This is a genomic window from Patescibacteria group bacterium, assembly GCA_024654625.1.
GTDB lineage: Bacteria > Patescibacteriota > Minisyncoccia.
This window is the reverse complement of sequence record JANLHB010000005.1, coordinates 91,682-105,920: the sequence shown is the minus strand read 5'-3', so window position 1 is coordinate 105,920 and position 14,239 is coordinate 91,682. Positions and strand designations below refer to the sequence as shown.

Annotated in this window: 10 protein-coding genes and 3 tRNA genes; 5 read left to right on the top strand and 8 right to left on the bottom strand. The window is 37.8% G+C overall.

From position 1 onward, the window contains the following. Window positions 1–24: 24 nt before the first annotated feature. The 6 genes from NUV40_00650 to NUV40_00625 all read right to left on the bottom strand — a co-directional run bounded on the left by NUV40_00650 (window position 25) and on the right by NUV40_00625 (window position 3,055). Window positions 25–97, bottom strand: a tRNA-Lys gene (locus tag NUV40_00650). A 132-nt stretch (window positions 98–229) separates the two neighbouring features. After that, window positions 230–310 (bottom strand) — tRNA-Leu (locus NUV40_00645). Between the two features lie 163 nt (window positions 311–473). Next, a tRNA-Cys gene (locus NUV40_00640) sits at window positions 474–545 on the bottom strand. Window positions 546–665: 120 nt separating this feature from the next. Then, window positions 666–983, bottom strand: a complete 318-nt coding sequence (locus NUV40_00635) for a ribosome-binding factor A (GenBank protein ID MCR4342397.1) — start codon at window positions 981–983, stop codon at window positions 666–668. Window positions 984–992: 9 nt separating this feature from the next. Then, the gene (gene infB, locus NUV40_00630; GenBank protein ID MCR4342396.1) at window positions 993–2,507 is read right to left on the bottom strand and encodes a translation initiation factor IF-2; all 1,515 of its coding nucleotides are present in this window, start codon (window positions 2,505–2,507) and stop codon (window positions 993–995) included. Between the two features lie 92 nt (window positions 2,508–2,599). Continuing rightward, entirely contained in the window at window positions 2,600–3,055 is a 456-nt protein-coding gene (locus NUV40_00625) for a DUF4446 family protein (protein ID MCR4342395.1), read from the bottom strand. 66 nt (window positions 3,056–3,121) lie between these two features. On the opposite strand from NUV40_00625, the gene NUV40_00620 reads away from it, so the two are divergent. Further along, the gene (locus tag NUV40_00620) at window positions 3,122–4,717 is read left to right on the top strand and encodes a glycosyltransferase family 2 protein (GenBank protein MCR4342394.1); all 1,596 of its coding nucleotides are present in this window, start codon (window positions 3,122–3,124) and stop codon (window positions 4,715–4,717) included. A gap of 975 nt (window positions 4,718–5,692) precedes the next feature. Here NUV40_00620 and NUV40_00615 read toward each other — a convergent pair. Next, window positions 5,693–6,166, bottom strand: coding sequence for a hypothetical protein (locus NUV40_00615; protein MCR4342393.1), 474 nt, complete (start codon window positions 6,164–6,166; stop codon window positions 5,693–5,695). A gap of 194 nt (window positions 6,167–6,360) precedes the next feature. Here NUV40_00615 and pheS point away from each other — a divergent pair, with 194 nt between their 5' ends. The 4 genes from pheS to gyrB all read left to right on the top strand — a co-directional run bounded on the left by pheS (window position 6,361) and on the right by gyrB (window position 12,341). After that, entirely contained in the window at window positions 6,361–7,158 is a 798-nt protein-coding gene (gene pheS / locus NUV40_00610) for a phenylalanine--tRNA ligase subunit alpha (protein MCR4342392.1), read from the top strand. Between the two features lies 1 nt (window position 7,159). Further along, window positions 7,160–9,553: a phenylalanine--tRNA ligase beta subunit-related protein gene (locus NUV40_00605; protein ID MCR4342391.1), complete on the top strand. Its 2,394-nt coding sequence runs from the start codon at window positions 7,160–7,162 to the stop codon at window positions 9,551–9,553. Between the two features lie 211 nt (window positions 9,554–9,764). After that, window positions 9,765–10,358 (top strand): C39 family peptidase, encoded by a 594-nt coding sequence (locus NUV40_00600; protein MCR4342390.1) that lies wholly within the window; start codon window positions 9,765–9,767, stop codon window positions 10,356–10,358. Between the two features lie 6 nt (window positions 10,359–10,364). Continuing rightward, the gene (gyrB, locus tag NUV40_00595) at window positions 10,365–12,341 is read left to right on the top strand and encodes a DNA topoisomerase (ATP-hydrolyzing) subunit B (protein ID MCR4342389.1); all 1,977 of its coding nucleotides are present in this window, start codon (window positions 10,365–10,367) and stop codon (window positions 12,339–12,341) included. Between the two features lie 132 nt (window positions 12,342–12,473). On the opposite strand, the gene thrS is transcribed toward gyrB, so the two are convergent. Then, on the bottom strand, window positions 12,474–14,231 hold the full coding sequence (thrS, locus tag NUV40_00590) for a threonine--tRNA ligase (protein ID MCR4342388.1): 1,758 nt from the start codon (window positions 14,229–14,231) through the stop codon (window positions 12,474–12,476). Window positions 14,232–14,239: the final 8 nt, after the last annotated feature.

Sequence of the window (14,239 nt, the reverse complement as noted above, 5' to 3'; positions counted from 1 at the left end):
CCGTATTTGTCTCATTGTTTTTTGTGCCCCGTGAGGGATTCGAACCCCCGACCATCTCCTTAAGAGGGAGCTGCTCTACCAACTGAGCTAACAGGGCATATTTGATTATTTAATTCTTCATTTCACTCCTTGTGCCGAAGGAGGGACTCGATTTTCTTATGGAAAATCCCGAGGAATGACATTGGTCATTCCTTTCTCGTCCCTCATTTTTTAATATGCTTTCAGCATATGCCGAAGGAGGGACTCGAACCCTCATCCCTTGCGGGACATGATTTTAAGTCATGCGTGTATACCATTCCACCACTTCGGCATCAAAATATCTTTGAGGCCTGGGGGAGAATCGGCTACCACATAGCCAGGTGATTTTCCATCTCAGAACCTCCGGTTCTTCTATAAGGAAAATCCTTTCGATTCTCCACGAAAGCAAAGCAGTTTGCTTTCTCTATGCCTAATAATTCACTTCGTTCATTCTTAGGCCTGGGGGAGAATCGAACTCCCGCGTAAGGGTTTTGCAAACCCTCGCCTTACCACTTGGCTACCAGGCCATTGTCACTTTGTCTGTTTAACTGGAAAAGCTAGACTCTCGCCTGGACTCTACCCGCCTCTTCCTTGGCGGGACTTGGCTACCAGGCCAATTACTATCTCCTCTGTTGTTTATCTGGTTGTTAAGCGCTGTCAATCAGCTTATCCATTTTTCTTTCTTTTTTTAAAGATTCATCGATTCTAAATTCAAATGTCGGCAAGAATTTTGTCTTCATATTTTCTTTTACAAATCCCCTGAATTCTCCAGGCCTGATTTTCTCTAATATTTTATCCTCCTCTTTCTCTGGGAATACAATAATAAATACAGTGGCACTTTTCAAGTCGGAAGTTATTTCTATCCTAGTTACACTTACAAGTGTTTTCCTGTCTAATTCGCGAGATAAGAATTTTGCGGCAAGATTTCTTATCAGTGAATTTACTTTTTCTTGGCGCAAACTCATTGTAATAGATTAATCTAATTTTGTGAAAACTTCAAGATGGTCGTCTTTCACTATTTCAATTTTTGATTCAACTACAGCTCCGAATTGTTCGCCTGTTGGCGCGCTTTCAATTTTTTCAGCGCCTTTTTGAAGGCTTAGTATTTCTCCTTTAGATATAACAGACCCCCGCCGTTTTATATTTACAGCCATATTTGGCTTAATTTCCCCTTTGATAACTTCTCCGCCAAGAGTATATTTGTTTCCTTTAGTTTCAAAAATTTTTAAGACTCTAACTTCTCCGGAAATATTTTCTTGCTCAAATTTTGTTTTCTTTTCAGTTATAATTTCTTTTAACCAATCTGTTATGGCGTATATTATGTCAAAGTTTTTTATCTTTATATTGAATTTATCCGCAAAGTCGCTGACACCAGACTCTGTCTTCACATTGAATCCTATTATATAAGCGTCTTTTGCGCTGGAAGCTATTTTTGCGTCGTCTTTATTTATGGCGCCTACGCTCTGACGGAGAATATTTATCAATACATTTTCTTCCGACAGTTTATTTATTTCGCTTGCGATTGCTTCTAGTGACCCCATAACGTCAGCTTTTATGATGATAGATATGACAATTTTACCGCCTGTTTCAATTTGTCGCTTATCTTTATCTTTATCAAAAGATTTTGATCTAGATACTGCTTCAACGGCATCCTTTTTGGATTTATAAGTTTGGAATTTAGATCCTATTTTAGGTAATTTATCAAAGCCTATAATTTTAATGGGGGAAGAGAAACTCTTTTCTTCAGCTTGTTGTCCTTTGAAGTCTTCGAAAATTCTTACTGGCGCCAATGCATCTCCAGATACGACAAACATTCCTTTTTTAATTGTGCCGTCAAGTATGAGGAGCGTTGCGGTTATGCCTCGTTTTTGGTCCAAGTTGGCTTCTATAACTATACCGCTTGCATTGGCGTTTCTATCAGCTTTAATATCTTCCATTTCAGCCGTAAGAAGGATTGTATCAAGGAGGTCAGGTATCCCTTCTCCTGTTTTTGCGGATATATTTACTACAGATACTGTTCCTCCAAAACCTTCCACGAAGACATTGTTTGACGCAAGTTCATTCTTAATACGATCTGGTTCAGCGTTTGGTTTATCTATTTTGTTTATAGCTACGATAAAAGGAATTTTTTCCTCTTGGATTATTTTTATAGCTTCAATAGTTTGAGGTTTTACGCCTTCGTCCGCCGCCACCACAAGGATAGCAATATCGGCGACTTTTGCTCCTCTGGCCCTCATCTTGCCAAATGCTTCGTGCCCGGGCGTATCAAGAAATGTTATAAGTTCTCTTTTTTCTATGTTATTAGGCATAGGGTGAACTTCTACTTCATAAGCGCCTATGTGCTGGGTTATGCCTCCGGCTTCTTTGTCAACAATGTTACTCTTTCTTATATAATCAAGAAGTTTTGATTTGCCGTGATCAACATGACCCATCACTACCACAACAGGAGGCCTTTTTATTATATTTTTATTTTGTGATTTATCAGTCATAATAGTATTTAATAAGTAAGCTTGCGGTGTTAAGCTTAGTCTATGATTAGACGACCAATTTAATATTTAACGTTTTATAAAAATCCGGAAATCTAATTATTGGGTTCTTTCTTTATTACAGCTTCCTCTTCAGCTGTAAGTTTATGTTCAGATTGAAAGTTGGCGATAGGTTTTGCGTAGACATTGATTTTTTCTCTTGAGTGAAGGCCTGTTATAACAGCTCCATCTCCTTCTTCGTTTAAGAGAGCCATCGTGAAGCTCTGATTTGAACCGGAGTTGTTAAATGGATTGAAACGCAGCATTCTCACGCTCTTGATTGTATTTTTAAGTCTGCTTTCAACGCTTCTTAAATACTCTTCCATTTGCTTGTTGGATATATGAAGCGCTTTAAAGTCGGCATTAATATTCATTAATAGTCCTTCCAGCCCCTCAGGCTTTCCTCCTTTAAACAGCTTTTTTAAGCGGAGCTCAAGCATAATTACCCATATAAATAGGATTATTGAGAAAACTCCCAAAATATAAATAATTATATTCGCGGTTGATAACATTGCTATAAAGTATAGAATATTTCTTGATATTTTGCAAAACAATCAGAAAAGTTATATTTTAGATATATGAGTCTAAGACATTATACTTACAGTCATACGGGAAGAGCCAGCGACCTTGCCGGCAGAGACCGGTTATTTTATAGAGCGCTTGAAATTTTGCCGGGAACTTTATCTTGGGGAAGTATCCTTACTCTTATTTTTTTGTCTTGGGTGGTGCCTATCTGGGCGGCTTTTTTCATAATAACTTTTGATATTTACTGGCTTGTAAAAACGGCTTACCTTTCTTTCCATCTCAGGTCTAGTTGGAAGAGGATGAAGCACAATATGGCGCTTGACTGGGAAAAGAGAATGGAGAATATAAAGTATGATAAAATTTGGCAATTAGTTATTCTTCCTTTTTATAAAGAAGATTTTGATATTATTTCAAGAACAGTGGAATCGTTGATTGAGAGTAAGTGGGACAAAGAGAAGATGATTATCGTATTGGCGCGCGAGGCGCGCGCCGGAGATAGCGCTAAAAATACAGCAGAAGAAATCTTCAAAAAATATAGCTCATTTTTTGGAGAGTTTATAATTACCAGCCACCCGGATAATCTCCCCGGCGAGATGGCGGGCAAGGGTTCAAATATCAGTTTTGCCGCCGAAGAGGCGAGAGTTAGAGTGCTTGATAAGAATGATATAAAATATGAAGATGTATTGATTTCTGCTTTTGATATAGATACGCGTGTTTATCCTCAATATTTTCTCTGTTTGACTTGGAATTTTCTTACAGCTGAGAATCCTTATCGTTCTTCGTTTCAACCTGTGCCTGTGTATAACAATAATATTTGGGAAGCCCCAGCTTTCTCCAGGGTCGTTGCCACAAGCGGTACTTTTTGGCAGATGATACAGCAGGAGAGACCGGAGAGGCTCGCCACGTTTTCGTCTCACTCTTTAAATTTTAAAGCGCTTTATGATATAGGCTATTGGCAGAAAAATATGGTATCTGAGGATTCGCGTATTTTTTGGAATGCTTTTTCCCATTATAATGGAGACTACAAAGTGGTGCCTTTGTCTTATCCCGTATCAATGGACGCCAATCTCGCCATATCATTTCTTGAGACAGCTAAGAATACCTATAAGCAACAGAGGCGATGGGCATGGGGCGTAGAGAATATTCCGTATATACTTTTTGTATTTTTTAAAAATAAAAAAATTCCCCTTAAAAAAAAGATTTATATTTCTTTTGTGCAATTAGAAGGTTTTTGGTCTTTAGCCACTAATCCGCTTATAATATTTTTACTTGGCTGGACTCCTCTTGCTTTAGGCGGCCAGGCATTTAACAAAACGCTTCTATCTTATAATCTGCCTATAATCACAAGAGACCTGATGGCGCTTGCAATGGTCGGCTTAATCCTGTCAGTTATTGTTTCTATGAGTTTCTTGCCGCCTAGACCTAAACATCGCTCCAAGTTTATTTACTTCTTTATGGCAATTCAGTGGATACTCGTCCCTCTTACTATAAATATATTCGGTTCTATTCCTGCGCTTGATGCGCAGACCCGCCTAATGTTTGGCAGGTACATGGGCTTCTGGGTCACGCCGAAAGGCGGCACCCAGAAGCGGGAAGGGGGTTTCACCGCCAAAACGGGACAAGCGGGAATCCGCCAGTCGGCGGACTAGTTTCCCCGTGTAGGAAAACAGTAAGACGCTAGAAACCGAGGGTTTCTAGGGATCGAGCAAATCGAGCGACGCTTTTGTGGTGACGCCGAAGAATATGAAGAAAATTGATAAGCTAAATCAATCAAGTTAGCATGAAAATTGTGCACCACTCGGTGGTGCACAATTTTAAATGGTTTAACCGTCCAAGGTCTCACCTTGGACGGTAGTTTTTTCTTTTTTCTCGGAAATAATATATAATAGGGGGACGTATGGGAAGTGAATTTGTAAATTTAGGTAATCTTTCAATAGTCATTATCGTTTGTGGCTTTTTGTTTGCTTATTTTTACGGAAGAAAAACTAAACAATTTAAATGGAATGAATATTTAGCGATAATTACACCCCATTACTGGTAGTGTTTATGTATGTATATTTTATAAATATTAAAATACTATATTTATTTATTATAAGTTCGATTGTGGGTTTTATTTTAGAGTATATTGTGGGGCTTCTATATCATAAGACTTTAAATAAGAGACTTTGGACATACAACCGGTTATCTGTTGGAGGGTATACAAGTATACTTTCTATCCCTCTTTGGGGAGCGGCGGGCGTTGCCTTTTGGCTTTTGAGTAAAGCGCTTGGTTTGTAATATATTGATTTAAGAATTGTGCACCACTCGGTGGTGCACAATTCTTAAATGGTTTAGCCGATGATTGTGCAACATTGAATGTTGCACAATCATACACCTAAACGGCTCATCCGCCGATTTCAAAAGGTATTGAGGCGCTTAAATAGGTTTAAATAAAACTGTGGACAAAAATATGGCTTATTAGAGCCATAAAAATGCAAAATTATTTAAGATCATTGATTCTTTATAAAAAAGAATATATAGTAAATATGTGTTTGGGGGGTTTTTACCCCGTCACGGTCAATGGTTAAACTGTAACCAAACACACTAAAAAACACCAGCGTTAGCTGGTGTTTTTTAGTATTAGACTAATCTTCTTCTAAATTCCCAGAATATAACTTAAGCCCTTTGTTATTATTCCAAAAAGGAATGATGCTCCAAAAGTGCTTATTACCGCCATCTATTTGTCTAACTATAACCTTAACTCTTTTTTTAAAAGACCCATCTTCTATTATAGATATAAACCCGTAATAAGTCGCATTTTTTAAAATCTTTTCTTTTCTAGTGTTTGTCTTTACCTCAACAAAAATATTCCTTCTTTGAATTTCTTGGAGTGTTGAACTTTTTAATAAAATAATTGGAGCTAAATGTACATTCTTTAATCTCATAAATTGATCTTTTCTTTCGCGTGCCAATCTATCTGCTTTAAATTTTATATGCTTTACCCCTCTAGAATTAAAAGCCACTTTTTCACTAAAATAAGGACAATAAACCTCTTTAATGTCCTTAAATACTTTTTCTGCTTCTTTTTTTACTTTTTCCAGATTCTTATCAACTTCCACCTAAGGATTATAACAAAAATACTTAGATTGTAAATGATCAAACCCTTGTGCAACATTCAATGTCGCACAATCATATACTTAAACGGCTCACTCCTCCAGATGAAGGAATGATCCGTTTAGCTATCCAAGGGGCCCCCTTGGATAGCAGTTTTTTCTTTTTTCCCAAAAATAATATATAATAGATAAATATCTTTATGATTAATAATGATAAAAACTGGATAGATGTTTCCGCTCCTGGTAAAAAAGCGCCTCGCGGACATCTTCACCCACTAACTCAAATTACCGATAAGATTTCAGACATCTTTTCGGGTATGGGTTTTGAGATTGCTGAAGGTCCTCAAATTGAAGATGAGTGGCATAATTTTGACGCATTAAATGTTCCTAAAGATCATCCTGCGAGAGACATGCAAGACACTTTTTGGATTAAAGACAGGGAAAACAAACTATGTCTTGCTGGGGAGAAATCAAAAAAAGGAGAGAAGCTTCTACTTCGTACCCATACTTCATCGGTACAGATTCGTTATATGAAGAATCTGCCCATTGGCGGACATCCAATAAGGATTATTGCTCCCGGGCGAGTATTTAGATATGAAGCGACTGATATGACGCATGAATCGCAGTTTTATCAGTTTGAAGGATTGATGGTGGATAAGAATATTAATCTTGCTAATTTAAAAGCGATCATAGAAGTATTTTTTCAGAGATTTTATAATAGTAAAGATATTGAAGTGCGTTTAAGGCCTAGCTACTTTCCTTTTGTTGAACCTGGTGTTGAGATAGATATAAGGAGAGGTCGAAATGGGAAATGGCTTGAAGTTGGCGGTGCTGGTATGGTGCACCCGAGAGTCTTAGAGAGTGTCGGGTTAGACCCAAGGGAATACAGAGGGTTCGCTTTTGGTATGGGGGTTGATAGGCTCGCTATGCTTAAATACAAAATTGATGATGTACGGCTTTTTTATTCAGGGGATTTAAGATTTATCAAGCAATTTTAATATGATAGTAAGTTATAAATGGCTACAAAGTTATTTTAGTAAAGACATTCCTAAGCCGGAAAAATTGGCTAATCTTTTGACAATGCACTCTTTAGAAGTGGAGAGTGTTGAGAAGAAAAAAGGCGATTATATTATTGATATAAATGTTACTCCGAATAGAGCGCACGACTCCCTAAGTCATTTGGGAATAGCAAGAGAAATATCGGCTATCGTTGGCCTAAAATTAAAAACTGAGAAGTTAAAAATAAAAAGCTACAAATTAAAAATAGATTTTGATATTGATGTCAAAGAACTGAGTTTGTGTAGACGTTATGCCGGCGTGATGATTGAGGGCGTAAGGGTAAAGTTATCACCGAAATGGCTTAAAGATAGGCTTGAGGCAATAGGACAGAAATCTATCAATAATGTGGTTGATATTTTAAATTTTGTTATGTTTGACGTTGGTCAGCCTATGCATGCTTTTGACGCTGATAAGATAAGTGGAAGCGTTGTAGTAAGAAAGGCAAAAAATGGAGAAAAAATTACGACTCTTGATAATCAGGATATTGAACTTGATGAAAATATTTTAATAATTGCTGATGAGAATGGTCCGCTTGCCTTGGCAGGAATAAAAGGCGGTAAGAGGGCAGAGGTGGGTAGTGAGACGAAAAATATAATCTTAGAGGCGGCTAATTTTGAACCGATAAATACAAGGAAGACTTCTCGACGAGTCGGGATTAGAAACGATTCTTCTGTAAGATTTGAGAATGAAATTTCACTTAATCTTGCGGGACAGGCTTTAGAAAAGGCGACTTCTCTGATTCTAAAAGAGGTTGGCGGTAAAAGTAGTGCTGTAAAAGATTTTTACCCCAGGAAGGTCAGCCAATATAAGTTAGGTCTTCACCCTAAGGATGTGTCTTCGTTGTTGGGACTTGAGGTCTCAGAGAAAGATATCGTCAAAATATTGAAAAGTCTGTCTTTCGAGGTTAAGAAGATAAAACCGATTGATAACATTTTAAAAATTGCGCAAAGCTTAAAAGGCAAACCTTATAAATACGGCGCGAGTATATCATATGACGCGCCGGAGTTTTTTGATTGTTCTTCTTTTGTGAGTTATGTATTCGCTCATTCGGGTGTGCAGGTTCCGCGTATGACTATAGATCAGTATTTTTATGGAAAGCCAATTGAACAAAAAGATTTGAAGCCGGGTGATTTGGTTTTTTCAAATACAAAAGTTCTTATAAATAAAATACATTACGAATCGGTAAATTTTATGAAAGGAACGAAGATAAAAGAAGGAGTTGATCATGTCGGCTTATATTTGGGTAATGGAAAAATTATATATACATCGAGTTTCACTGGCAAAATAGTAATAAAAGATTTAAAAAAAATAAAAGAGTTTAAAAACCTTCGCGGATTTAGAAGATTCATCACTGAGGCAGATGATTTACTGCTCGTCACCGTCCCTTCTAGCCGACTGGATGTAAGGATAAAAGAGGATCTAGTAGAGGAGGTGGGCAGAATATATGGGTATGAAAATATACCGTCCGTTCTTCCGGAGAGCGCTTTGGTTCTGGCTATTAGAAACGAGGGCTATTACTTATCAAGAAAGATAAAGGATATTTTTGTCGGCGCCGGTTTTAGCGAAGTATATAATTACTCATTTGCAAAAAGGGGCGATATCGAACTTCAGAATCCAATAGCGAAGGGCAAAGAATATTTAAGGTCAAGCTTAGTGGAGGGATTTTTAAATAACGTTGAAGAGAACCTTAAATATTTTGACGAAGTTAAAGTGTTTGAGATTGGAGAAGTATTTAGGATTGATAATAACGGGTGTGTTAGTGAGAAGAAGATGATAGGCGGATCTATTGCCTATAAAGATAAAAAGAAAAATAAAGAACACGAAGTTTTTTATGAGATTAAGGGAGTCTTAAGCACTCTTTTTGAAAAACTCGGTATTTTAGGCGTACGTTTTGGGGATGACGGGGAAGATACAGCTCTGATAAAATATAATGGCAATATTTTAGGTATCATAAGTAATTTTTCTGCGCAAGGCGATCCAGTTCTAGGCTGGGAAATTGATTTTGATATATTGAAGAGTATCTCGAGTGAAGAGTTGGAATACTCTCCTGTTTCTAGGTACCCTTCTGCCGTTCGAGATCTTTCTATTTTTGTTCCGTTTCGTACAAAGGTTGAAGAAGTGCTTGATGTTATAGAAAATATGGCAGGCGAACTTCTTTTTGACACGGACCTTTTTGATATCTATGAGAACGAGGAGAGGAAATCTTTTGCTTTTCGCTTTATTTTCCAGTCTTATGACAAGACACTGTCGGACACTGAGATAAACGAGATTATGGATAAAGTGATGAAAGCTCTCGACGAGAGGCCTGAGTGGGAGGTGAGAAAGTCGACCTAGCGACTGACTAAAACAAGATTTTGTCATAACTTTTTCTGATTTTTTATCCGTTCTCGTCTTAAATAAATAATATTCGCTATATTTCGTTAAAATTTCTCCTCGCAAGCAGGAAGCCAGAAATTTTATACTCAATCGCTCATTTATTTATAATTAATCCTCGAAAGGATAAAAAATCAGAAAAAGTTATAAGTATTAAGCATCTTAATTTTTTATGGCAAAACATATTTTAGACGTTCCTTATTATTCTCAACACATTGATGTCTTGGATGAAAGTTGGCAGTCTCGTGCTTGCGGTGTCATCTGCCTCAAGATGGTTATGGATTTTTATAATTTAAAGTCCGGCAGGGTGATTATATCAGCGGATGATTTGATAAAAGAGGGCGCATATATAGAAGGGAATTTGCCTGCATACGGCTGGTCTCATAATCATTTGGTCTTGCTTGCCAGAAATCATGGTTTTATGGCTTATCCCCAAGAGTTTAGAAGCCACAAGATAGATTATGCCAATAAGAAAGAGGAGGTGAGCGAGTATGAAGAGGCTCTTATTGATAAGGGAATAGAAAAAATAATTTCTTCATTGGAGAATGGACATCCGGTGATAGTCTCTATTTTTAAAAATTTTGAAATTGGCGATAAATTTCACATGGTGCTCTTAACAGGGTTTGAAAGTGGCAGAGGGGAGGTAAAAGGCTTCTATTATCACGACCCGGATTCGGTAGATAAGGAGGAGGGAAAGCATAGATTTGTCCCCACTGAAACCTTTAAAAAGTACTGGAGAAAAATGGCTATTTATGTTAATATATAAATAATTATGGTGAAAAAAGATGCAGAAAATAAGCCTCATTATGGGGCTTCAGATATTTATGTCTTGGAGGGGCTTGAGCCAGTGCGTAAAAGGCCGGGTATGTATATCGGTTCGACCGGTATAGATGGCCTCCATCATCTTATATGGGAAGTCTTTGATAACTCGCGCGATGAGGCGATGGGCGGTTTTGCCAATGAAGTGGAAGTGGCATTGTTGCCGGGAAATAGGGTTAGAGTTGCAGACAATGGAAGAGGCATACCTGTTGATACTCATGCTAAAACAAAAGTCTCCGCTCTGGAGACGGTTATGACGACACTTCATGCCGGGGGTAAATTCGGCGGCGAGTCTTACAAGATTTCCGGCGGTTTGCACGGGGTGGGTATTTCTGTCGTAAATGCGCTGTCTATTTGGCTTAAAGCCGAGGTTTATAGAGATGGCGGGAAATTTGTGCAGGAATATTCCAAAGGCATTAAGAAGAACAATGTAAAAAGAATAGGGGCCAGTAAATTAAATGGAACAGTTGTAACTTTTGAACCTGATAAAGAAATATTTAAAGAGACGGATTTTGATTGGGAGAAAGTAGTAAACAGATTAAGGCAACAGGCTTATCTTGTAAAATCATTAAGAATTAGAGTAATGGACTTGAGAGATTATGAGGGTAAAATTGACTCTGACAGCGTATTATATCTGGACTCTCTTAATCTTCCTGTTAAATCTTATTCTTTTTATTTTGAAGGCGGCATCATATCGCTTGTTGAATATTTAAATAAAGACGAAGAGAAGATTAATGAGAATATTTTTTATGTTGATAAAAAGCCTAGTGACGGGTCAGTTGAGTCTGTAGAGGTCGCGTTGCAGTATACAGACAATATAACATTGAAAGAAATAAGTTTTGCTAATAATATAAATACTGGTGAAGGCGGCTATCATCTTACGGGGTTTAGGACGGCTCTTACAAGAATTTTAAATGATTACACCAGAAAAAATAATTTTTTAAAGGCAGATGAGGATAATCTCACCGGGGACGATGTGAGAGAGGGTATAACAGTTATTGTGTCTGTTAAGTTAAGGGATCCGCAATTTGAAGGCCAAACAAAAGCCAAACTTGGCAGCCCTGAGGCCAGGGGAGCTGTTGAAACTGTATTTGGCGAGGCTTTTTCCTCTTTTCTTGAAGAAAAGCCAGGTGACGCTAAATCTATTATCAATAAAGTGATTCTTGCATATAGAGCAAGGAAAGCCGCAAGTGCCGCAAAAGAAAGCGTATTGAGAAAAGGCGCTCTTGACGGACTTACTTTACCGGGCAAACTTGCCGATTGTCAGTCTAAAGACGCCAGTGAGTCTGAAATTTTTATCGTTGAAGGAGATTCTGCCGGCGGTTCTTCAAAACAGGCTCGCGACAGAAGAACTCAGGCAATCTTGCCGCTACGCGGGAAGATATTAAATGTTGAAAGAGCTCGTATAGATAAGATGTTGGCTTCAAAAGAGATCAGATCGCTTGTGATTGCTCTTGGTGCTGCTATTGCTGAGGAACTAAATGTTGAGAAGCTTCGTTATCATAAAATAATCATTGCCACAGATGCTGATGTTGACGGCGCGCATATCCGCACACTTCTTTTAACCCTGTTTTTTAGGTACTATAGGCCAGTTATAGAGCAAGGTTATCTATACATCGCTCTTCCTCCTTTGTACAAAATACAAAAAGGAAAAACTGTTAAATACGCTTATGCGGATGCGGAGAAAGATAAAATAGTAGATGAGATGAAAGAAGGAGTAACAATCCAGCGTTATAAGGGTCTTGGGGAGATGAATCCTGCTCAATTGTGGGATACGACAATGGATCCAGAGACCAGAACATTGAGAAATGTAACAATTGAAGATGCTGTGGCCGCTGATAAGATATTTGATGTATTGATGGGAAAGCTTGTAGAACCCAGGAAAATTTTCATCCAGACTCACGCTAAAGCGGCAAATTTGGATGTGTAATTTGACAATGATACTGCTGTAGTTTATAATAATAATGGGTCATCTAGTGACCTGCCTCCGCCCTAACCAAAGAAGAGCGCCAGCCTTTTTAATATTTCACCACTAAAAGGCCCGCACTCTTCTTGGTTAGGGCTATTTTTTTGTAATTTCTTTTGTAATAGTATCTATAAATTTATCAACTTCAATAGCGCCTTCATCTCCTTTTTCTTTTGAGCGGACTGATATTGTCTTATTCTCTTCTTCTTTTCCGCCAACAACGATTATGTAAGGTATTTTTTTTATTTCAGCCGTTCTGATTCTTTTTCCAAGAGTGTCATTTGATGTATCAATTTCTACCCTGATATTGTTTTCTTTTAATTTATCTAGAATTGTGTCGCCGTAATCATTGAATTTTTCTGATACCGGTATAATCATTGCTTGCACAGGAGAAAGCCATAGAGGAAATTCTCCGGCAAAGTGTTCAATTATGACTGACAAGAAACGTTCTAAAGATCCGGCAATGGCTCTGTGTATCATAACCGGAGTTTTTATCGTTCCGTCTTTGTCTGTGTATTTTAGCTCAAAGCGTTCTGGCATAGAGAAGTCCACTTGGATAGTGGCTAACTGCCATTCTCGTCCAAGAGAATCTTTGAACATAAAATCAAGTTTCGGCCCGTAGAAAGCCGCTTCGCCTTCAATTTTTTTGTAATTTAGGTCTTCGCTTTTAGCTACTTTTTCAAGAATCTTTTCAGCTTCATCCCAATGTTTTTCATCTCCAATATAGTTTTCCGGTGTTTTAGAATCTCTTACTGAAAGCGAGACCCAGTAATCTTTCTTATCAAACATTCCAAGCAGTGTATAGAATTCTCTTATTATGTGGATTATATTTTTTACTTCTTCTTCAACTTGTTCTAAGGAGCAGAAAATATGCCCATCGTCCTGAGTCAGTGATCTTACTCGTGAAAGTCCTAAGAGCTCCCCGGGCTGTTCGTCTCGGTAATTAGTGGTGATCTCTACAAAGCGTATAGGTAAGTCGCGGTAACTCTTTGGAGTAGAAGCGTAGATTTGAGTATGGTGCGGACAGTTCATCGGCTTCATTACAAATTCTGTGTCTGACTTTCCTTTTACATGAAAGAGACTGTCTTTGTATTTTGCCCAGTGTCCGGAAATCTCATATAGTTCCTTTTTCGCAATATGAGGAATCCACACTTTTTTATAATCAAATTTTGATTGTATTTCGTATATTTTATTTCCTATCAGATCGCGCAAAAGAGTTCCTTTTGGCGTAAAGAGAGGCAATCCGGAGCCGACAAGATTAGAAAATGTAAACAGATCAAGTTCTTTCCCTAATTTGCGATGATCTCTTTTTTCAGCTTCCTCTATATTTTTTAAATAATCATCCAGTTCTTTTTTTGTCTCAAAGGCTACACCGTAGATTCTTGTCAGCATTTGATTATTTTCATCTCCTTTCCAATATGCTCCCGCAATTTTTGTTAGACGAAATGCTTCCGGATTTATTTCTTTTGTTGATTCTATATGAGGACCTTGACAGAGATCTATGAGATCGCCGCTTCTGTAGATGGATACAGTGTCGCTTTTTTGCTCCAGTTCTTTTATTAGCTCAAGCTTATACGGCTCGCTTTTAAAGATTTTTTTGGCTTCTTCTATAGAGATTTCTTCGCGTGTGAATTGGATGTCCTGCTTTATCAGGCTCTTCATATCGTCTTCAAGTTTAGATAAGTCTTCCGAAGAAGGGGTATGATTTTGAAATTCAAAATCATAATAAAATCCATTTTCTATAGCAGGTCCCATTCCGAGCTTTGTGTCGCTCCATCTTCCTTTTACCATTAAGGCTAAAATGTGGGCAAGGGAATGCCTTGTTTTTTCTATATTTTTAGAATCTTTTTCCATAAATAGAA

Coding starts and splice junctions, on each gene's coding strand:
- NUV40_00635 (MCR4342397.1), bottom strand. CDS start 983: ATGAGTTTGCGCCAAGAAAAAGTAAATTCACTGATAAGAAATCTTGCC.
- infB (MCR4342396.1), bottom strand. CDS start 2,507: ATGACTGATAAATCACAAAATAAAAATATAATAAAAAGGCCTCCTGTT.
- NUV40_00625 (MCR4342395.1), bottom strand. CDS start 3,055: ATGTTATCAACCGCGAATATAATTATTTATATTTTGGGAGTTTTCTCA.
- NUV40_00620 (MCR4342394.1), top strand. CDS start 3,122: ATGAGTCTAAGACATTATACTTACAGTCATACGGGAAGAGCCAGCGAC.
- pheS (MCR4342392.1), top strand. CDS start 6,361: ATGATTAATAATGATAAAAACTGGATAGATGTTTCCGCTCCTGGTAAA.
- NUV40_00605 (MCR4342391.1), top strand. CDS start 7,160: ATGATAGTAAGTTATAAATGGCTACAAAGTTATTTTAGTAAAGACATT.
- NUV40_00600 (MCR4342390.1), top strand. CDS start 9,765: ATGGCAAAACATATTTTAGACGTTCCTTATTATTCTCAACACATTGAT.
- gyrB (MCR4342389.1), top strand. CDS start 10,365: ATGGTGAAAAAAGATGCAGAAAATAAGCCTCATTATGGGGCTTCAGAT.
- thrS (MCR4342388.1), bottom strand. CDS start 14,231: ATGGAAAAAGATTCTAAAAATATAGAAAAAACAAGGCATTCCCTTGCC.